This window comes from Kitasatospora sp. NPDC043950 (assembly GCF_056435345.1).
The window spans coordinates 81,317-101,381 of the sequence record NZ_JBWKER010000006.1; the positions used below are offsets into that span (position 1 = coordinate 81,317).

20 protein-coding genes are annotated in these 20,065 nt (G+C 72.7%); 2 read left to right on the forward strand and 18 right to left on the reverse strand.

All coding sequences use genetic code 11. The annotated features are described in order from the left end of the window. Positions 1 to 124: 124 nt before the first annotated feature. The 4 genes from AC07BF_RS06110 to leuA all read right to left on the reverse strand — a co-directional run bounded on the left by AC07BF_RS06110 (position 125) and on the right by leuA (position 4,638). Positions 125 to 964, reverse strand: coding sequence for an isoprenyl transferase (locus AC07BF_RS06110; RefSeq protein ID WP_363369948.1), 840 nt, complete (start codon positions 962 to 964; stop codon positions 125 to 127). 4 nt (positions 965 to 968) lie between these two features. Next, positions 969 to 1,715, reverse strand: coding sequence for a DNA repair protein RecO (recO, locus tag AC07BF_RS06115; protein ID WP_063347510.1), 747 nt, complete (start codon positions 1,713 to 1,715; stop codon positions 969 to 971). Positions 1,716 to 1,938: 223 nt separating this feature from the next. After that, positions 1,939 to 2,481 (reverse strand): TerB family tellurite resistance protein, encoded by a 543-nt coding sequence (locus AC07BF_RS06120; protein ID WP_350878207.1) that lies wholly within the window; start codon positions 2,479 to 2,481, stop codon positions 1,939 to 1,941. A gap of 360 nt (positions 2,482 to 2,841) precedes the next feature. Beyond that, a complete protein-coding gene (gene leuA / locus AC07BF_RS06125) occupies positions 2,842 to 4,638 on the reverse strand; it encodes a 2-isopropylmalate synthase (protein WP_350878208.1) in 1,797 nt (598 codons plus the stop codon). Positions 4,639 to 4,968: 330 nt separating this feature from the next. On the opposite strand from leuA, the gene AC07BF_RS06130 reads away from it, so the two are divergent. Together AC07BF_RS06130 and AC07BF_RS06135 are read left to right on the forward strand one after the other, a co-directional pair. After that, positions 4,969 to 5,991 (forward strand): M4 family metallopeptidase, encoded by a 1,023-nt coding sequence (locus AC07BF_RS06130; RefSeq protein ID WP_363588239.1) that lies wholly within the window; start codon positions 4,969 to 4,971, stop codon positions 5,989 to 5,991. A 157-nt stretch (positions 5,992 to 6,148) separates the two neighbouring features. Continuing rightward, positions 6,149 to 6,415: a protealysin inhibitor emfourin gene (locus AC07BF_RS06135; RefSeq protein ID WP_063351090.1), complete on the forward strand. Its 267-nt coding sequence runs from the start codon at positions 6,149 to 6,151 to the stop codon at positions 6,413 to 6,415. A 75-nt stretch (positions 6,416 to 6,490) separates the two neighbouring features. Here the strand turns inward: AC07BF_RS06135 and era are convergent, their stop codons facing one another. The 14 genes from era to hrcA form a co-directional block, all read right to left on the reverse strand. Beyond that, the gene (gene era / locus AC07BF_RS06140; RefSeq protein ID WP_363588241.1) at positions 6,491 to 7,420 is read right to left on the reverse strand and encodes a GTPase Era; all 930 of its coding nucleotides are present in this window, start codon (positions 7,418 to 7,420) and stop codon (positions 6,491 to 6,493) included. A 59-nt stretch (positions 7,421 to 7,479) separates the two neighbouring features. Next, positions 7,480 to 7,638, reverse strand: a complete 159-nt coding sequence (locus AC07BF_RS06145) for a hypothetical protein (protein WP_159398424.1) — start codon at positions 7,636 to 7,638, stop codon at positions 7,480 to 7,482. Between the two features lie 151 nt (positions 7,639 to 7,789). Further along, on the reverse strand, positions 7,790 to 8,143 hold the full coding sequence (locus AC07BF_RS06150; RefSeq protein ID WP_063351091.1) for a hypothetical protein: 354 nt from the start codon (positions 8,141 to 8,143) through the stop codon (positions 7,790 to 7,792). A 31-nt stretch (positions 8,144 to 8,174) separates the two neighbouring features. Next, entirely contained in the window at positions 8,175 to 8,720 is a 546-nt protein-coding gene (locus tag AC07BF_RS06155; RefSeq protein ID WP_363588245.1) for a DUF4383 domain-containing protein, read from the reverse strand. A 44-nt stretch (positions 8,721 to 8,764) separates the two neighbouring features. Then, on the reverse strand, positions 8,765 to 9,001 hold the full coding sequence (locus AC07BF_RS06160) for a hypothetical protein (protein ID WP_063351092.1): 237 nt from the start codon (positions 8,999 to 9,001) through the stop codon (positions 8,765 to 8,767). A gap of 33 nt (positions 9,002 to 9,034) precedes the next feature. Next, positions 9,035 to 10,360 (reverse strand): hemolysin family protein, encoded by a 1,326-nt coding sequence (locus AC07BF_RS06165; RefSeq protein WP_063347516.1) that lies wholly within the window; start codon positions 10,358 to 10,360, stop codon positions 9,035 to 9,037. Between the two features lie 19 nt (positions 10,361 to 10,379). Next, positions 10,380 to 10,874: an rRNA maturation RNase YbeY gene (ybeY, locus tag AC07BF_RS06170; protein WP_063347517.1), complete on the reverse strand. Its 495-nt coding sequence runs from the start codon at positions 10,872 to 10,874 to the stop codon at positions 10,380 to 10,382. 14 nt (positions 10,875 to 10,888) lie between these two features. Beyond that, complete coding sequence (locus AC07BF_RS06175; RefSeq protein WP_400805391.1) at positions 10,889 to 12,007, reverse strand: PhoH family protein; 1,119 nt, start codon at positions 12,005 to 12,007, stop codon at positions 10,889 to 10,891. Between the two features lie 176 nt (positions 12,008 to 12,183). Continuing rightward, a complete protein-coding gene (locus AC07BF_RS06180; RefSeq protein ID WP_363588246.1) occupies positions 12,184 to 13,107 on the reverse strand; it encodes a ribonuclease Z in 924 nt (307 codons plus the stop codon). 5 nt (positions 13,108 to 13,112) lie between these two features. Continuing rightward, entirely contained in the window at positions 13,113 to 13,466 is a 354-nt protein-coding gene (locus AC07BF_RS06185; protein ID WP_363588248.1) for a histidine triad nucleotide-binding protein, read from the reverse strand. Positions 13,467 to 13,585: 119 nt separating this feature from the next. Continuing rightward, on the reverse strand, positions 13,586 to 16,822 hold the full coding sequence (locus tag AC07BF_RS06190; protein ID WP_363629211.1) for a S41 family peptidase: 3,237 nt from the start codon (positions 16,820 to 16,822) through the stop codon (positions 13,586 to 13,588). 72 nt (positions 16,823 to 16,894) lie between these two features. Continuing rightward, positions 16,895 to 17,644 carry a 16S rRNA (uracil(1498)-N(3))-methyltransferase gene (locus tag AC07BF_RS06195; protein ID WP_363620285.1) on the reverse strand — a complete coding sequence of 250 codons (750 nt, stop codon included), beginning with the start codon at positions 17,642 to 17,644 and terminating at the stop codon, positions 16,895 to 16,897. Between the two features lie 110 nt (positions 17,645 to 17,754). After that, the gene (dnaJ, locus tag AC07BF_RS06200) at positions 17,755 to 18,894 is read right to left on the reverse strand and encodes a molecular chaperone DnaJ (RefSeq protein ID WP_350878218.1); all 1,140 of its coding nucleotides are present in this window, start codon (positions 18,892 to 18,894) and stop codon (positions 17,755 to 17,757) included. Between the two features lie 76 nt (positions 18,895 to 18,970). Next, the gene (hrcA, locus tag AC07BF_RS06205; RefSeq protein WP_063347523.1) at positions 18,971 to 20,005 is read right to left on the reverse strand and encodes a heat-inducible transcriptional repressor HrcA; all 1,035 of its coding nucleotides are present in this window, start codon (positions 20,003 to 20,005) and stop codon (positions 18,971 to 18,973) included. Positions 20,006 to 20,065 lie beyond the last annotated feature (60 nt).

Sequence of the window (20,065 nt, forward strand, 5' to 3'; positions counted from 1 at the left end):
TGGGAGTCGGGGGAAGACAGAAGAGAGACAAAAAAAGAGGCCAAACGAGACGGCCCCCCCCCCCCCCCCCCCCCCCCCCCCCCCCCCCCCCCCCCCCCCCCCCCCCCCCCGCCGCCGTACCGCGTCAGCGCTGGGTGGGCAGGTCCAGCGGCTCGGGCACCTCGTTCGGGATCGCCCCGCCGAAGCGGCGGTCGCGCCTCGCGTACTGCTCGCAGGCACGCCACAGGTCGCGGCGGTCGAAGTCCGGCCAGAGCACGTCCTGGAACACGAACTCGGCGTACGCGGACTGCCAGAGCAGGAAGTTGGAGGTGCGCTGCTCGCCGCTGGGGCGCAGGAACAGGTCCACGTCCGGCATGTCCGGGTGGTACATGTACTTGGCGAGGGTCTTCTCGTTGACCTTCTTCGGGTCCAGCTTCCCGGCGGCGACGTCGGCCGCGAGGGCCGCCGCGGCGTCCGCGAGCTCGGCCCGGCCACCGTAGTTGACGCACATGTAGAGCGTGACGGCGTCGTTGTCCTTGGTCTGCTCCTCGGCGACCTGGAGCTCCTGGACGACGCTCTTCCACAGCTTCGGCATCCGGCCCGCCCAGCGGACCCGCACGCCCATCGCGTCCATCTCGTCGCGGCGGCGGTGGATGACGTCCCGGTTGAAGTTCATCAGGAACTTCACCTCGTCGGGCGAGCGCTTCCAGTTCTCGGTGGAGAACGCGTACAGCGAGATGTTCTTCACGCCGAGCTCGATCGCGCCCTTGAGGACGTCCAGCACGACCGACTCGCCGACCTTGTGGCCCTCGGTGCGGGGCAGTCCGCGCTCCTTGGCCCAGCGGCCGTTGCCGTCCATCACGATGGCGACGTGGCCGGGGACCAGCTCGCCGGGAATCTTCGGGGGCTGTGCGCCACTGGGGTGCGGGGTCGGGGGGAGGTACTCCCTCTGTTTGCCGCCGCCGAAGAGCCGTCGCGCTGCCATGTGCTCACTTCTCCACGTATCTCATCGAGCGGATGCCCCGCTCCAAATGCCACTGCAGATAGGCCGCGACCAGGCCGCTGCCCTCCCGCCAGTACCTCGGCTCGCAGGAATCGGCCGTCTGCCAGTCCCCTGACAGCAGCGCCCCGAGCAGTACCAGTGTCTCAGGGGAGGGTACGGCACATCCGGGCACTCGGCAGTCCGGGCAGAGGACCCCGCCCGCGGGAAGGGAGAAGAAACGGTTCGGCCCCTCCAGCCCGCATTTGGCGCAGTCCGTGAAGCTCGCGCCGTACCCGTTCACCGCGAGCGAGCGCAGCAGGAAGGCGTCCATCACCAGGTGCGACTCGTGCAGCCCGGCCGCCAGCGTGCGCAGGGCGCCCACCAGCAGCAGGTACTGCTGGACGGCCGGTTCGCCCTCGTTCTCGGCGAACCGCTCGGCCGTCTCCAGCATCGCCGTCCCGGCGGTGTAGCGGCCGTAGTCGGTGACGATCGAACCGCCGTACGGCGCGATCGTCTCCACCTGGGTGCACAGCGGCAACCCGCGGCCGATCAGCTCACTCCCCCGGCTGAAGAACTGCACGTCCACGTGCGAGAACGGCTCCAGACGGGCGCCGAACTTGGACTTGGTCTTGCGCACCCCGCGCGCCACCGCCCGCACCTTGCCGTGGTGCCGGGTCAACAGGGTGATGATCCGATCGGCCTCGCCGAGCTTCTGCGCCCGCAGCACGACGCCGTCGTCCCGGAAAAGACTCATGGGAGCCATTCTCCCCCACGGCACGCCCCGGCCGCCGACAGCCGTGTTGCCCGCACCGAGTCCGTGGGGGAGGACCGATCGGTGCGGGTCACGGCGGGCCCGGAGGGGGATTTCGGGCCCGTTTTGTGGGGGATCGGAGATGGCTCGGGGGTTGCGCGGCGGGCCCGGCACTGCGGAGCGGGTCCGGTACTGCGGAGGACGTCCGGGTTACTGCGGAGAAGGTCTAGTACGGAGCCCGGGTCGCCGCCTCCAGCAGCGCCCCGACCCGCGACTGCGGTAGATCCAGACAGCGCCCGACCGCGGCCAGCGCCTCGCGCTCCTGCGGCAGGTAGCGCCCGTCGGACAGGGCGATCGCCGCGCCCTGCAGCAGCAGCCGCTCCCGGCCCTGGTGGGCCAGGTGCGGGGCGAGCGGTTCGAGCACCGCGTGCAGTTCCACGGCCAGGCCGCCGGCCATCCCGTGGGCGTCGTAGAGTTCGCCGCCGAGCCCGGACAGCGCGGCGAGCGCGGCCAGCACCTGGGCCTCGCCGCAGTCCTCGAACCCGGCCTCGCGCACCGCCGTGCAGGCCGCCTCGCGGGCCGCGCGGTGCGCGGTGCCGCCGGCCGCGAGCAGGGCGAGCGCGATGGTGTACTGCGCGTCCCGCAGCATCGCGCCGAGCCGTACGGAGGTGGGCTGTTCCAGGCTCTCGACGCCGTAGCGACCGTGGCAGCTGGTGCACTGCACGCTGCCGATCACCGGGCCGAGCGGGGCCACCGGGGTCCCCAGCAACCGCAGCCACCGCCGACCGTGCTGCCGGCGGTAGTTGCGGTCCCCGCCACAGCCCGGACAGAAGAAGTCACCGAGAACGTCAGTCCGCCACCGCGGGCGAACACCCCACAACCTGGTCACGGCGCCACTCCCCAGACATGGCAGACGGCCTGCACAACAATGGGCAGGTCACGCGACCGGACACCGAGGCCGTCCCACCGACCCGGCTTTCCGGTGGATCGATGTTGCCATGGTTACCGGCACGTGTCAGTACCTCGAACGGCTTCCGACCCGAAAAAATGTGGCGCAGGACACAACTGGCCCCAGGCGCGGCGAAGGGCCGCCCCGGAGGACGGCCCCGCCACATCTCACTCGTACGAACTACCCGCGCTGTGCCCGGTTGACGGCGCTGATGATCGCCTTCAGCGAGGCCAGCACGGTGTTGCCGTCGATGCCGACGCCCCACAGCACCTTGCCGTCCACCGCGCACTCGACGTACGCGGCGGCCTGGGCGTCGCCGCCCTCGCTCAGCGCGTGCTCGGCGTAGTCCAGGACGCGGACGTCCAGGCCGATCCGGGCCAGCGCGTCCGTGAAGGCGGAGACCGGGCCGTTGCCGACACCGGTCAGGGTCACCGGTACCGAGTCCACCAGCGCGCCGGCGATCAGCGCGTCCCGGCCGTCCTCGGTGGTCAGGGTGCGCGAACCGCTCAGCGAGATCCGGCCCCACGGGTTGTCCGGGGTCGGCAGGTACTCGTCCTCGAAGACCCGCCAGATCTCGGCCGGGGTGACCTCGCCGCCCTCGGCGTCGGTCTTGGCCTGGATGATCCGGGAGAACTCGATCTGCATCCGGCGCGGCAGGTCCAGCTTGTGGTCGTTCTTCAGGACGTACGCCACACCGCCCTTGCCGGACTGGCTGTTGACCCGGATGACCGCCTCGTAGGTGCGGCCGACGTCCTTCGGGTCGATCGGCAGGTACGGCACGCCCCAGGTGTGCTCCCCCACCGGGACGCCCGCCGCCGCGGCGTCCGCCTCCAGGGCGTCGAAGCCCTTCTTGATGGCGTCCTGGTGCGAGCCGGAGAAGGAGGTGTACACCAGGTCGCCGGCGTACGGGTGGCGCGGGTGCACCTCCATCTGGTTGCAGTACTCGGCGGTGCGGCGCACCTCGTCGATGTCGGAGAAGTCGATCTGCGGGTCGATGCCCTGCGAGAACAGGTTCATGCCCAGGGTCACCAGGTCGACGTTGCCCGTCCGCTCGCCCTGGCCGAACAGGCAGCCCTCGATGCGGTCCGCGCCCGCCATGTAGGCCAGTTCGGCGGAGGCGACGGCGGTGCCGCGGTCGTTGTGCGGGTGCACCGACAGGCAGACGAACTCGCGGCGCGACAGGTTGCGCGACATCCACTCGAACTGGTCGGCCTGCACGTTCGGGGTGGCCCGCTCGATGGTGGCCGGCAGGTTCAGGATGATCTCGCGGCCCTCGCCCGGCTGCCAGACGTCCATGACCGCCTCGCAGACCTCCAGCGCGAAGTCCAGCTCGGTGTCCACGAAGATCTCCGGCGAGTACTGGTAGCCGAAGACGGTCTCCTCGCCCAGCAGCTTCTCGGCGTACTCCATCACCAGCCGGGTGCCGTCGGTGGCGATCGCCTTGGTCGCGGCCCGGTCGTTGCGGAACACCACCCGGCGGAACAGCGGCGCCGTCGCGTTGTACAGGTGGACCGTCGCGCGCGGGGCGCCGACCAGCGACTCGACGGTCTTCTCGATCAGCTCCTCGCGGGCCTGCGTCAGCACCGAGATGGTGACGTCCTCGGGGATCGCCCCCTCCTCGATCAGCGACCGCACGAAGGCGTGGTCGGTGGCGCCGGAGGACGGGAAGCCGACCTCGATCTCCTTGTAGCCCATCGCGACCAGCAGGTCGAACATCTTGCGCTTGCGGGCCGGGGACATCGGGTCGATCAGCGCCTGGTTGCCGTCCCGCAGGTCGGTGGAGAGCCAGCGCGGCGCCTTGGTGATCACCTTGCTCGGCCAGGTGCGGTCCGGCAGGTCGACGGTGTCGAACGGCAGGTAGCGCCCGTACCGCATGCCGGAGGGCAGCTGGCGCACGGACGCGGCGGTGATCGGGGTGGGGCGGTCGACGAAGGCGCGACCGGCGGGGATGGGCGCGGCGGAGCTCTGCTCGGTCATGGAATGACTCTCGGCTTCCTGTGATGCGTGGTGCGGGGGCGGGTCGGGGTGGTCAACACCGACTGGCCGGCAGCTGCCGCTCGCGACCCTCCGTTGGATCGCCGGATGACGCGCACAGCTCGATCCCCGCGGCGAGGGAGCCGGCCCTGTGGACTACAGGCCCTCGACGCGGCAGCTAAGAAGAAGCAGCCCGTTGCGCATGATGGCCCCAGCGTAACCCAGGGCCGCGCGCCCCCGAAGTGATCCGGGCCACCGTTCCACCCCTTGAGACACCGACCGGTCACGCCAAGAGTGGTGACAACCGGTCATCGAGGCCTCACCCTGGGCCACATGACTGCAGCAGTTCCGATCTGCGCGATCGTCCCGCCGTACGTCCTGGACCGCCTCGCCGAGGCCGGTCACGAGCCCGCCGTCCGCTCCCTCCTGCTCGACACCGCGCACCGCGCGGCCCGCCTCGCCCCTCCCCCGCCCGTCAGCACCGGCCCGACCCCCAGCCGACTGATCGCCGACACCGCCCACAGCCAGCGGCTGCCCGGCCGGACCGTCCGCACCGAGGGCCAGGCCCCGGTCGCCGACCAGTCCGTCAACCACGCCTACGACGGCCTCGGCGACACCTTCGCCCTGTACGCCACCGTCTTCGGCCGCCGCTCGATCGACAACCGGGGGCTGCGCCTGGACGCCACCGTGCACTACGGCCAGGACTACGACAACGCCTTCTGGAACGGCCACCAGATGGTCTTCGGCGACGGCGACGGCGAGATCTTCGGCGACTTCACCGCCTGCGTCGACGTCATCGGCCACGAACTCACCCACGGCGTCACCCAGTTCACCGCCGGCCTGCAGTACCAGGACCAGCCCGGCGCGCTCAACGAGTCGGTCTCCGACGTCTTCGGCTCGCTGGTCAAGCAGCACTCGCTGGGCCAGGACGCCGCCCACGCCGACTGGCTGATCGGCGCCGGCCTGCTCGCCCCCGGCATCCAGGGCGTGGCGCTGCGCTCGATGAAGGCCCCCGGCACCGCCTACGACGACCCCCGGCTCGGCAAGGACCCGCAGCCCGCGCACATGCGGGACTACGTGGACACCACCGACGACAACGGCGGCGTGCACATCAACTCCGGCATCCCCAACCACGCGTTCTACCTGCTGGCCACCGCCCTCGGCGGCCAGGCCTGGGACCGCGCCGGGCGGATCTGGTACGACGCCCTGACCGGCGGCCGGCTGGCCGCCGACGCCGACTTCACCGCCTTCGCCCGAGCCACCGTGGCCGCCGCCAAGGCCCGCTACCCCGACCAGTCCTCGGTGGCGGACACCGTGACGGCCTCCTGGGCGCAGGTGGGCGTCAGCCCCGGCTGAACCCCTCAGGCGGCCCCGGCCGAACCCCTCAGGCCTCGGCGGCGGCCCCGACGACGGCCCCGACCGAGGACCGGTTGAGACCGGGTTGAGCCGCGCTTAAGGTCACGGTCCGGGAAAAGACCGGCAAACTCCCTCCCCTGGTAGCACCATGGACACCATGCGTATCCAGGTGACCCGGACCGGCGGCTTCGCGGGGATCGTCCGCCATGCGGAACTCGACACCGTCGACCGCACGGACGCCCCGCACGTCCACGCGCTCGCCCGCGAGGCCGTCGCGGGCGGGCTGCGGGCGCCCTCGTACGGGGTGCCGGACGGCTTCCACTACGAGATCACCGTCGACGGCCGGACGGTCTACTGCGCCGACCCGAAGCTCACCGACTCGCAGCGCGAGCTGGTGTCGCTGGTCCTGCGCGAGGGCGCGTAGCCCCACCGGCCCCCGGACCCGCCGAAGGCCCGCCCGATCGACGGATCCGGGCGGGCCTTCGCTGGGAACCGGGGCTCAGAAGCCGAGCTTGCGCAGCTGCTTCGGGTCGCGCTGCCAGTCCTTGGCCACCTTGACGTGCAGGTCCAGGTAGACCGGCGTGCCGAGCAGCGCCTCGATGTGCTTGCGGGCGGTGGTGCCGACGTGCTTGAGCCGCGCGCCCTTGGCGCCGATGACGATCGCCTTCTGGCTCTGCCGCTCGATGTAGACGTTGGCGTGGATGTCCAGCAGCGGGCGGTCCGCCGGGCGGCCCTCGCGCGGGAGCATCTCCTCGACCACGACGGCCAGCGAGTGCGGCAGCTCGTCCCGGACGCCCTCCAGGGCGGCCTCGCGGATCAGCTCCGCGACCATGATCTGCTCGGGCTCGTCGGTGAGGTCGCCGTCCGGGTAGAGCGGCATGCCCTCCGGCAGCAGCTTGGTGATCAGGTCGCCGACCAGTTCCACCTGCTTGTCGCCGACGGCCGAGACCGGGATGATCTCGGCCCACTCGATGCCCAGTTCCTCACCGAGCTGGTGGATGGCGATCAGCTGCTCGGCGAGCCGCTTGGAGTCGACCAGGTCGGTCTTGGTGACGATGGCGACCTTGGGGGTCTTCTTGACCTCGGCGAGTTCCTTGGCGATGAACTTGTCGCCGGGGCCGAGCTTCTGGTCGGCGGGCAGGCAGAAGCCGATCACGTCGACCTCGGCCCAGGTGCTGCGGACCAGGTCGTTGAGGCGCTCGCCGAGCAGGGTGCGCGGCTTGTGCAGGCCGGGGGTGTCGACCAGGACGAGCTGGGAGTCCGGGCGGTGCACGATGCCGCGCACGGTGTGCCGGGTGGTCTGCGGGCGGTCGGAGGTGATCGCGACCTTCGTCCCCACCAGAGCGTTGGTCAGGGTCGACTTGCCCGCGTTGGGTCGGCCGACGAAGCACGCGAAGCCGGAGCGGTACGAGGAGGAAGGGGCACTCATGTGCTCCATTCTCCCTGATCACCGGAGTCGCGCTGTCCGGGCCCGCCCGCACCGCCCGATCAGCCCTTGCGGCCACCCCGCGAGACCACCGACATCACCACCAGCAGCACCAGGAAGGCGACCGAACCCCAGAGCCAGTACGGCGAGCCGGTCTCCTGCCACTTGCCCATCCCCATCACGAACAGCAGCAGCCCGGCGAAGAACGCCACCGCCCCCATGTGCCCAGCCCCCTCACCGAGTTCACTCCCCCGGTGAGACTATCGGCTCGGTTCGGGCAGGTGTTCGCCAGGCCGCCGCCATCGCCCGCCACAGCGGGCCCCAGCAGCCCTCAGCGGGCCGCGGCATCAGGCCGGCGGGCCCCAGCAGCCCTCAGCGGGCCTCGGCCGCCACCCGCAGCGTCCCGTCCACACCGGCCAGCAGCACGGGCGTCCCGGCCCCGCCGAGGTCCCGGACGGCCGCCAGGTCGGCCTCGGCCGGCTGCTCGGCCTCGCTCACCACGGCCGCCGCCTCCAGCGACTTCGCACCGCTGGCCACCGCCATCGCCACCGCCGTCTGCAGCGCGCTCAGCCGGAGCGACTCCAGCGCGACCGTCCCGGCCACGTACGTCCGGCCGGTCTCGTCACGCACCGCGGCCCCCTCGGCGACGCCGTTGCGGGCGCGGGCCGAGCGGGCCAGGGTGATGATCTTCTTGTCTTCGGGGTCGAGCTCGACGATGTCACTCATGCCGCCGAGCATAGGCGGCCCCCGCGGCCGCTCAGTGGCCGACCGGGTGGGTCGGACCGGGGTTCGGATTGAGGACCTTGACGAAGGTCTTCGGCCCGGACGGCCTCGCCGTCTCGTGCTCCGCGCGCTCGCGCCAGAACGGGTTGTCGTGCGGCAGGTGGCTGCTCACCCGGCCGTACATCCCGAAGGTCGTCAGGATCACCCCGAAGATGAAGGCGAACAGCACGTTCGACATCCGGAAGTTCAGGATGTTGGCGTCCGGCCGCCCGAGCACCGCCAGGCCGTAGAAGCCGGACAGGACGAACAGCACGCCGACCACCATGTTCAGGTTGGACGCGAAGTTGCCGCCGATCACCGCCCCCGCCACCAGGATCGCGCCCGCCACGATGGACAGGATGCTCAGCGCCCCGTTGGTCGACAGCCCGGCGATCCGGTCACCGTGGGTGGCGAGGAAGCCCGGGTGATCGGCCAGCCCCAGGCACCCGAACACGATCAGGAAGATCCCCCCGAGCCCCGCCCCGATCCGCCACACCGTGGCGAGCCGGCTGTTCACGGGCAGTTCGTCTTGCAGCTTCATGGTGACCTCCACCATGGCCTGGCCGGCCTGCCGGCCACGCCGGCCTAGCTGTAGGGATGGCTCCCCTGCATGTGCGGCACCTCGTGCATGTAGAGCGAACCGCACTGCTGGCAGCAGCGCAGCCCGGTGCCCCACTCCTGCTCGGGCCGCGTCTCGGCGTCGTCGGCCAGGCTACGGCCGCAGAGCGCCGTCGCGGGGTCGCCGTCGCGCACCACGTGCCAGACCTTGACCCCGCCGGTCGCACCCTGCGGGCCGTACTCCGCGCGAAGTTGATGCGTCATGCTGTCCATGGTCGCTCCGCCGGGGCGCGACCGCTACTCGCCGGGCTCCGCCCCGGCCTCCGCGGCCTTGCGGACCGGGGTCGCGACCATCGAGCCGATCCGGTTGCGGCGCCCGGCCGAGGACTCGGCGGTCAGCAGGATGCCGGTCAGCCCGGTGCCCGCGGGCTCGGGCAGCGGGATCTCGCAGGCCGAGCCGGGGATCGGCACCCGGCCGAGGTGCTTGGCCAGCAGGCCGCCGACGGTCTCGACGTCCTCGTCCTCCAGCTCGATGCCGAAGAGCTCGCCCAGGTCCTCCACCAGCAGCCGGGCGGTGATCCGGTACGAGCCGTCGCCGAGGTCCTCCACCGGTGCGATCTCCCGGTCGTACTCGTCGGTGATCTCGCCGACGATCTCCTCCAGGACGTCCTCGATGGTGACCAGGCCGGCCGTGCCGCCGTACTCGTCGATCACGATCGCCACGTGCGAGCGGCGCTGCTGCATCTCGCGCAGCAGGTCGCCGGCCGGCTTGGAGTCCGGTACGAAGACGGCCGGGCGCATCACCGCGCCGACCTCCTCGGACTCCGCCTCCCGGTTGATGTGGGTACGCCGGACCAGGTCCTTCAGGTAGACGATGCCGACCACGTCGTCCTCGCTGTCCCCGACCACGGGGATCCGCGAGAAGCCCGAGCGCAGCGCCAGGGTGAGCGCCTGCCGGACGGTCTTGTGCCGCTCGATCATCACCAGGTCGGTGCGCGGCACCATCACCTCGCGGACGATGGTGTCGCCCAGCTCGAAGACGGAGTGCACCATCCGGCGCTCCTCGTCCTCGATCAGGTCGTCCTTCTCGGCGAGGTCGACCAGCGCCCGCAGCTCGGCCTCGGAGGCGAACGGCCCCTCCCGGTAGCCCTTGCCCGGGGTCAGCGCGTTGCCGAGCAGGATCAGCAGCCGCGGGATCGGGCCGAGCACCGCGGCCAGCGGCAGCAGCACGAAGGAGGCGGCGGTCGCGGTGGTGAGCGGGTGCTGGCGCCCGATCGTGCGCGGCGAGACCCCCACCGCGACGAAGGACACCAGCACCATCACGCCGAACGCCAGCAGCACGGCCTGCCAGATCGGCTCCACGTTGCGCACGCACACCACGGTGACCAGGACGGCCGCCGCCATCTCGCTGGCCACCCGGATCAGGGTCGCCAGGTTGAGGTAGCGGATCGGGTCGGAGGCGACGGTCAGCAGCCGGGCCGAGCCGCGCCGCCCGGCCCGCACGGCCTCCTCCGCCCGGAACCGGGAGACCCGGGAGATGCCCGCCTCGGCGCACGCGGCCAGCCAGCCGAGGACGACGAGGAGCACGGCACCGAGGATGAAGCTCGTACTTTCACCACTCACAGGGGTTCGGGCTCCGCGCTCAGTGGGTGGTGGGGGCCGGGGAGAGACCACCGAGGCCCCGGCCCGCCCGCCAGTCGTCCAGGATGCGCTTCTGGAGGGCGAACATCTCCTCCTCCTCCTCGGGCTCCTCGTGGTCGTACCCGAGGACGTGCAGCACCCCGTGGACGGTGAGCAGTTGGAGCTCCTCGTCCATCGAGTGCTTGGAGGGGGCCGCCTTGCCCTGCTGCTCGGCGACCTCCGGGCAGAGCACGATGTCGCCGAGCAGGCCCTGCGGCAGCTCCTCGCCCTCCTTGCCGGGGCGAAGCTCGTCCATCGGGAAGGACATCACGTCGGTGGGGCCGGGGAGGTCCATCCACTGGATGTGCAGCTCCTCCATCGCCGCTCCGTCCACCAGGATCACGGACAGTTCGGACTGCGGGTGGATCCGCATCTTGTCCAGGGCGAAGCGGGCGACGTCGAGGATGGCTTCCTCATCGGCGTCCCAACCGGACTCGTTGGCGATGTCGATCGACATGACGGGCTGCGTACTCAGCTTTCGGTGCGATGGGACTGACGGGGTGCGCGGGAGCCGCGCCGCTGGGCCGGCTTGCGGGCGGGCGAGGAGTTCTCCTCGGCCTCCTGCTTGGCGTCCCAGCGTTCGTAGGCGTCCACGATCCGGCCGACCAGCTTGTGGCGGACCACGTCGGTGCTGGTGAGGACGGAGAAGTGGATGTCGGGCACGTCGGCCAGGATGTCCTGGACGACCTTGAGGCCGCTGCGGGTGCCGCCCGGGAGGTCGATCTGGCTGGTGTCGCCGGTGACCACCACCCGGGAGTTGAAACCGAGGCGGGTGAGGAACATCTTCATCTGCTCGGGCGAGGTGTTCTGGGCCTCGTCCAGGATGATGAAGGCGTCGTTGAGGGTGCGGCCGCGCATGTACGCCAGCGGCGCGACCTCGATGGTGCCGGCCGCCATCAGGCGCGGGATGGAGTCCGGGTCCATCATGTCGTGCAGCGCGTCGTACAGCGGGCGCAGGTACGGGTCGATCTTCTCGTAGAGGGTGCCGGGCAGGAAGCCAAGCCGCTCCCCCGCCTCGACGGCCGGGCGGGTCAGGATGATCCGGTTGACCTCCTTGGCCTGGAGGGCCTGGACGGCCTTGGCCATCGCGAGGTAGGTCTTGCCGGTGCCGGCCGGGCCGAGGCCGAAGACGATCGTGTGCTTGTCGATCGCGTCGACGTAGCGCTGCTGGTTGAGGGTCTTGGGGCGGATCGTGCGGCCCCGGTTGGACAGGATGTTCGCGGTGAACACCTGGGACGGCGCCGGGCTGTCCGGGTCCTCCGCGGCACCGCGGAGCATGGCGATGGAGCGCTCCACGGAATCCTCCGTCAAGGGCTGGCCGGTGCGCAGCACCAGCATCATCTCGGTGAAGAGCCGCTGCACGAGGGCGACCTCGGCGCGCGCTCCGGTGGCGGTCACCTCGTTGCCGCGGACGTGGATGTCGGCGGCGGGGAAGCCCTGCTCGATCACGCGCAGCAGCGAGTCCGCCGTGCCGAGCAGGGTGACCATCGGGTGCTTCTCGGGGATGACGATCCGGGCGCTGACGCGACCGTCGTCGGCCGGTTCGGGGCGCGACTGTCCGTTCGTACGGGTCTGCGATGTGTCACTCATAGGTCGGCGCTGGGCCTGCCTCATCCCATCCGTGGTGTCGTGTGCCGATCGGTCTCTCCGGGGCACCAGGGTACGCCGCGCACGTGGTCGCCGCGGCGGGCGGCGGGGCCGCACCCGACGATGCTGCGGCAGATCGGGGGGCGGCGCGAGCGCTTTTCACGGGGTGCGGGCCGGGTTCACGGCTGGCGCCGGACGGGGACGGGCACCCGGGTGAGGTCGGCGGCGATCACCAGCTCGCCGTCGAAGTGTTTGCGGGCGTCGGCCAGGTGCTGGCCGAGGTCCGGGTAGCGCTGGGAGAAGTGGGTCAGCACCAGGGTGCGCACACCGGCCTCGGCGGCGGCCTTGGCGGCCTGCCCGGCGGTGAGGTGGCCGTGCTCCTCGGCGAGCCGGGCGTCGGCGTCGGCGAAGGTCGACTCGGCGACCAACAGGTCGGCGCCCTCGGCGAGTTCGTACACGCCGTCGCAGAGCCGGGTGTCCATCACGAAGGCGAAGCGCTGGCCCGGCCGGGGCTCGCTGACCTCCTCCAGGGTGACCCGCCGGCCGTCCGCCTCGATCGCCCCCTCGTGCTGGAGGCGGCCGACCGCGGGGCCGAAGACGCCCAGCGCGGCGAGGCGTTCGGGCACCAGGCGGCGGCCGTCCGGCTCGGACAGCCGGTAGCCGAAGGACTCCACGGGGTGCGACAGCCGCACGGCGTCCAGCGCGAAGCGGGCACCGGGCGCGGGCAGCGGGCCCGGCTCGTCGATCGGCCGGGGCCGCAGGACGGCCGTCTCGTGGTAGGCGGTGGCGTGCCGCAGCCGCTCGAAGTAGACCTCGCCGGAGGCCGGGAAGTAGACGTCCACCGGGTGGGGGACGCGGTCCAGGTTGATCCGCTGGATCACCCCGGCGAGGCCCAGGCAGTGGTCGCCGTGGAAGTGCGTCACGGCGATCCGGGTGATCTGGGTGGCCGAGACGCCGGCCAGCAGCATCTGCCGCTGGGTGCCCTCGCCGGGGTCGAACAGCAGGCCCTCGCCGTCCCAGCGGAGCAGGTAGCCGTTGTGGTTGCGGTGCCGGGTGGGCACCTGGCTGGCGGTGCCGAGGACGACGAGTTCGCGCTGTGACACGTAGGTCAGACCATGTTCTCGGTCATCGGCTTGCCGCCGAGCACGTGGACGTGGGCGTGGAAGATCGTCTGGCCGGCGCCGGCGCCGGTGTTGAAGATCAGCCGGTAGTCCTCGATGCCCTCGTCCCTGGCCACCGCGCCCGCCTCGGCGAGGAGTTCACCGGCGATCTCCGGCTCGGCGGCGGCCAGCGCGGCGGCGTTCGGGTAGTGGACGTGCGGGATGACCAGGACGTGCAGCGGCGCCTTGGGGGCGATGTCGCGGAAGGCGAGGACGCGCTCGGTCTTGCGCACCACGGTCGCCGGGATCTCGCCCGCAACGATCTTGCAGAACAGGCAGTCGGGTTGCGGCTCGCCGGCCATCGGCTTCTCCTCGGTTCGTGTCTGGTCTGGGGCCGTACGGGCGCAGCCTAGCGGGAAGTCGGCCGGGCCGACCTCCCGTTCGGCTGCTCTCCCGCCCGCCGGGGCGGCGGGGGCGCGCCCTACGCCCAGGGCATCGGCGGGGCCGTGCGGGGCGGGGCCGCGGCGAGCGCGGCGAGGGCGATCCGGACGCCCTCGGCCAGCTGCGGGTCCTCGCCGGCGGCCCACTGGTGCGGGGCCATCGGCACCTCGACGTCCGGGTCGACGCCGTGGTTCTCCACGCCCCAGCCGTAGTTCTCCAGCCAGTACGCGTACTTGGGCTGGGTGACCAGGGTGCCGTCGACCAGGTGGTAGCGGCTGTCGATGCCGATCACCCCGCCCCAGGTGCGGGTGCCGACCACCGGGCCGATGCCGAGCGTCTGGATGACGGCGTTGACGACGTCGCCGTCCGAGCCGGAGAACTCGTTGGCGAGCGCGACGACCGGCCCGCGCGGGGCGTCGAGGGGGTAGGGCACCGGGTGGTCGGTGTCCCGGATGGCGTTCCAGCCGACGATCCGGCGGGCGAGCTTCTCGATCACCAGCTGCGAGGTGTGGCCGCCGCGGTTCTCCCGGACGTCGACGATCACGCCGTCCCTGGCCAGTTCCACGGCCAGGTCGCGGTGGATCTGGGCCCAGCCGGCCGACTGCATGTCGGGGATGTGCAGGTAGCCGAGCCGGCCGCCGGACAGCTCGCGCACCGCGGCCCGCCGCCCGGCCACCCAGTCGTGGTAGCGCAGCGGCTCCTCGTCGGCGATCGGGACGACCACCGGGTGGCGCCGGTCGGTGCCGTCCTTGCCGGCCACGGTCAGCTCGACCGGCTGCCCGGCGGTGCCGGCCAGCAGCGGGGCCGGGCCGGTGACCGGGTCCACCGGGCGGCCGTTGACGGCGAGGACCGCGTCGCCCGGGCGGATCGCGGCGCCGGGCGCGGCCAGCGGCGAGCGGGCCCGGGGGTCGGAGGACTCGCCGGGCAGGATGCGGGCGATCCGCCACCGGTCGCCGTCCTTGGCGAGGTCCGCGCCGAGCAGGCCCTGGCGCCGGGCCGGCTCGGTGTACCGGCCGTACGGGATGACGTAGGCGTGCGAGGTGCCGAGCTCGCCGTGCACCTCCCAGAGCAGGTCGACCAGGTCGTCGTGCGAGCCGAGGCGTTCCACGAGCGGCCGGTAGCGGTCCAGCACGCCGGCCCAGTCGACGCCGCCGAGGTCGGGGCGCCAGAAGTTGTCGCGCATCAGGCGGCCGTTCTCGGCGTACATCTGCCGCCACTCGGCGGCCGGGTCGACGGTGACCCGCAGCCGGGCCAGGTCGACGCCCACCTCGTCGTCCTCACCACCCGCCTTGTGCTCGGCCGGGACGATCCGCAGCTCGCCCCCGTCCAGCACGGCCACCCGGGTGCCGTCCCCGCTGACCGCGAAGCCGTCCACGCCGTGCACCAGTTGCTCGACGCGGCGCTTCTTCAGGTCGAAGCGCTCCAGCACCGGCCGGGGCCGCTCGTCCTCGGGCGAGGCCGCCTCGTCGCCGAGTTCGCCGAGCAGCGGGGCGCGGGTCCACAGCACGCCGTCCTTGGCCGCCCTGAGCGCGTCGAACCGGCCGCCCTCGACCGGGAACGGGACGATCCGGTCCGCAATGCCGTCCAGGTCGACCCTGGTCACCGGCGCGGCGTCGCCGGCGGCCTCCTCGCCGTCCGCCCTCCTGCCGCGCAGCTCGTCCTCCTCCCCGCCGAGCGGGCGCCCGGCCCGCTGCGGCCCGAACGGGGACGGCGTGTCGGCGGCCAGCGTGATCAGGTACGGGCGGCAGCCGTTGGGGAACGACAGGTCGAAGACGTGCGAGTCGTAGACCGGGTCGAGGTTGCGCACCGACAGGAACGCCAGGTAGCGGCCGTCCGCGGTGAAGGCCGGCGAGGTGTCGATGAAGCGCTCCTGGGTGACCTCGCCGACCGTCCGGGCCACCAGGTCGGCCAGCACGATCTGGCGCAGCGAGTACGGGCCCAGCCGGTGCACCGGCCGCGACCAGGCCAGCCAGGCCGAGTCCGGGCTGAAGGCCAGCCCACTGACCTCGCCGTCGGCGCTGCGGTCCAGCTCGTGCACGGTGCCGTCGGCGAGCGCGACCAGCAGGACCCGGCCGTCGTGCACGCCGAGCGCGGCCTGCTTGCCGTCCGGGGACACCGCCAGGGAGTTGACCCGGCCGATCCGCCCGGCGGCCAGCCGGCGGCGCTCGGCGCCCTGCGCGTCGGGGGCGAACTCCAGGGCGTCCTCGCCCTCGGCGTCGGACACCCACAGCACGCCCTGGGCGCCGTCCTCGCCCGGCACCACCCGGGCCAGCCGCCCGCGCACCCCCGGGGTCTCGTCCAGCACCCGGGCCGGGCCCTCGCGGTGGGTCAGCCAGTGCACGTCGCCGCGCACCACCACGGCGCCGGCCCGGCCGGTGCGGTCGGGGGCGGCGGACTCCAGCCAGTGCGCGGCGTGCACCGGGCGGGGGCGACGGCCGCTGCGCGGGCCGGCCAGCCGGATGTCGAGGCGGCGGGGCGCGGCTCCCGCCAGGTCGTCCAGCAGCCAGACGTCGCCGGCCCGGTGGAACACCGTCCGGGTGCCGTCGGTGCCGGCGTTGCGGGCGTAGAAGCCGTCCGGGTCGGTGGTGTGGCGGCGCAGGTCGGAGCCGTCCGGGAGGCTGGAGTAGAGCTCGCCGACGCCCTCGTGGTCGGAGAGGAAGGCGATCCGGTCCCCCACCCACAGCGGCGAGTCGAGCTGGCCGTCCAACTCCTCGTGGACGCGGACGAATGCGTCCCGCCCGATCCACAACTTGCCCGCCCGGCCGCCCCGGTAGCGCTTCCACCAGGCCGGCTCGCGGTTGTTGACGGTGCCCAGCAGCACGCGGTCGCCGCCCGGCTCGAAGGCGAGCCCGCCGACCGGCCCGTACGGCAGCCGCACCGACTCGCCGCCGTCCAGCGGCACGGCGTGCGCCCAGCTGCGGCGCAGGGTCGCCTCGCCGGCGGTGGTGAGGGCGATCGGGCGCCCGTCGGCCGTCCAGCCCCGCACCTCGGTCTGCTCGCTGCCCCAGTGGGTGAGCCGCCGGGACGGCCCGCCGTCCACCGGCACCACGTGCACCTCGGGCGCGCCGTCCCGGGTGGAGGTGAAGGCGATGTGCCGCCCGTCGGGGGCGAACCGGGGGTGCCGGACGGGCACGTGATCGGCCGTCAGCCGCCAGGCCCGGCCACCGTCCAGCGGGGCCAGCCAGACGTCGTCCTCGGCGACGAAGGTGACCAGGTCACCGTGCAGATGGGGGTGGCGCAGGTAGGCGCCCGCGGAGGTGCTCAGGGGTTCCGTCACGCGGTCAGCGTAGGCACGTGCGCGCACGGCGCGGGCCGGTTCGGGCAGACTCCGACCGCACGGGCGGGCCGGCTACGACCAGCGGCCGGTGCGCCCCAGCAGCAGGGCGCCGGCGGCCACCCCGGCGGTGGAGGTGCGCAGCACCGAGGGGCCCAGCCGGTACGGCCCGGCACCCGCCTCGGCGAACGCGGCCAGCTCCTCCGGGGAGACCCCGCCCTCCGGGCCGACCACCAGCACCACGTCCCCGGCCGCGGGCAGCGCGGCCAGCGCCAACGGCTCGGCGCCCTCCTCGTGCAGCACGGCGGCGAACGCGGCCCCGGCCAGCAGCGGCGCCAGCTGCCGGGTGGTCGCCGGCTCGCGCACCTCGGGGAAGCGCAGCCGGCGGGACTGCTTGCCGGCCTCCCGGGCGGTGGCCCGCCACTTGGCGAGTGCCTTGGCGCCCCGGTCGCCCTTCCACTGCGTGATGCAGCGCGAGGCGGCCCACGGGACGATCACGTCCACGCCGACCTCGGTCATGGTCTCCACCGCGAGCTCGCCGCGGTCGCCCTTGGGCAGCGCCTGGACGACGACGATCCGCGGCGCCGGCTCGGGCTCCCGGCGGACGGCGGCCACCGTGACGTCGATCGCGTCCTTGCCGAGCACCGCGGCGACCGTCCCGTCCACCCCGAGGCCCAGCCCGTCGGCGAGGGTCACCGCCTCGCCCGCCGCCAGCCGCTTCACCGCGGCCGCGTGCCGCCCCTCCGGCCCGTCGAGGCGCACCACGGAGCCGGGCGCGGCGGCGGCGATCCGCTCGGTCTCGACGACGAAGACGGGGGCGGTCATGCGGGGAACCTCCGGGGGTGGGGCGGATCGGGAACGCGAAAGGGGCGCCGGGCAGAACCCGGCACCCCCGCGCGGACGGCCAGGGCCCAGTAGCGGCCCCGGCCTAGGGCCTAGCGGCCGTTGAACGCGTCCTTGAGGCGCGAGAACAGGCCCTGCTGGCCCGGCGCGAACTGGCCGGACGGCCGCTCCTCGCCGCGCAGCACCGCGAGCCGGCGCAGCAGCTCCTCCTGCTCGGGGTCGAGCTTGGTGGGCGTCTGCACCTCGACATGCACTATCAGGTCGCCCCGGCCGCCGCCGCGCAGGTGCGTGATGCCGCGGCCGTGCAGCGGGATCGACTGGCCGGACTGGGTGCCGGGCCGGATGTCGACCTCCTCCAGCCCGTCCAGGGTCTGCAGCGGCACCTGGGTGCCGAGGGACGCGGCCGTCATCGGGATGGTGACGGTGCAGTGCAGGTCGTCCCCGCGCCGCTGGAAGACGGTGTGGGTGGTCTCGGCGATCTCGACGTACAGGTCGCCGGCCGGGCCGCCGCCGGGGCCGACCTCGCCCTCGCCGGCCAGCTGGATCCGGGTGCCGTTGTCGACACCGGCCGGGATCTTGACGGTCAGGGTGCGCCGGGCGCGGACCCTGCCGTCGCCGGCGCACTCCGGGCACGGGGTCGGCACGACGGTGCCGAAGCCCTGGCACTGCGGGCAGGGACGGGAGGTCATGACCTGGCCCAGGAACGACCGGGTGACCTGGGAGACCTCGCCCCTGCCGCGACACATGTCGCAGGTCTGCGCGGAGGTGCCGGGGGCCGCGCCCTCGCCGCTGCACGTGGTGCAGGTGACGGCGGTGTCGACCTGGAGTTCCTTGGTGGTGCCGAAGGCGGCCTCCTCCAGGGTGATCTCCAGCCGGATCATGGCGTCCTGGCCGCGGCGGGTGCGCGAGCGCGGGCCGCGCTGGCCGGCCGCGGCGCCGAAGAAGGCGTCCATGATGTCGGAGAAGCCGAAGCCGGCCGCCCCCGCGCCGAAGCCGCCCGCGCCCCCGCCGCCCGGCGAGAGCGGGTCACCTCCGAGGTCGTAGACCTGGCGCTTCTGCGGGTCGGAGAGCACCTCGTAAGCGGCGTTGATCTCCTTGAACCGCTCCTGCGTCTTCGGGTCCGGGTTGACGTCCGGGTGCAGTTCGCGTGCCAGGCGCCGGAAGGCCTTCTTGATCTCGTCCTGCCCCGCATCCCGTCGGACGCCGAGTACCGCGTAGTAGTCCGTGGCCACCAAATGCTCCGCTTGTTCCGCCTGTAGTAGTGCTGCGACTGGACACCGCCGTCAGAGGTTCCGACGGCGGCCTGTGCTACGACTCGGCCAGGATCTGGCCCACGTACCGCGCCACCGCACGCACCGCCCCCATTGTGCCCGGATAGTCCATCCGGGTCGGACCGATCACACCCAGTTTGGCCACGCTCTCGTCGCCCGAACCGTAGCCGACCGACACCACCGAGGTGGAATTCAGCCCCTCGTAGGCGATCTCCCGCCCGATCCGGACCGTCATCGCGGCGTCCGCCGTCTCACCCAGGAGGCGGAGCAGGACGACCTGCTCCTCCAGGGCTTCCAGCACCGGCTGGATGGTCAGGGGGAAGTCGTGCCCGAAGCGGGTCAGGTTGGCCGTGCCGGCCAGCATGATCCGCTCCTCGTTCTGCTCGGCGAGCGCTTCGAACAGCGTCGCCAGGACCGTGCTGACGGTCGGGCGGTCCGGCGGCTCGAAACCCGCCGGGAGCTCCTCCAGGAACCCCGGCACGTCCGGCAGCCGCTGGCCGACGGCCCGCGCGTTGATCCGGGCCCGCAGGTCCGCCAGGACCGTCTCGCCGACCGGGCCCGGGCAGTCGACCATCCGCTGCTCGACCCGGCCGGTGTTGGTGATCAGGACCAGCATCACCTTGGTCGGGGCCAGCGCCACCAGCTCGATGTGCCGGACGGTGGACCGCGACAGCGAGGGGTACTGCACCACCGCGACCTGCCGGGTGAGCTGGGCGAGCAGCCGCACCGTCCGCATGACCACGTCGTCCAGGTCGACGGCGCCGTCCAGGAAGTGCCGGATCGCCCGGCGCTCGGGGGCGCTCATCGGCTTGACCTCGGCGAGCTTGTCGACGAACAGGCGGTACCCCTTGTCGGTGGGGATGCGCCCGGCGCTGGTGTGCGGCTGGTGGATGTAGCCCTCCTCCTCCAGCGCCGCCATGTCGTTGCGGACGGTCGCCGGGGAGACTCCGAGGTTGTGCCGCTCCACCAGGGCCTTGGAGCCGACCGGCTCCTCGGTGCCCACGTAGTCCTGGACGATCGCGCGGAGCACGGCGAGCTTGCGGTCGTCCAGCTGGCGAACCTCACCGGCCATGGGGCACACACCTCCGTCTTCGCACGTTGTCCGTTCGTGTCACGCATGCTGCTGCCCGCT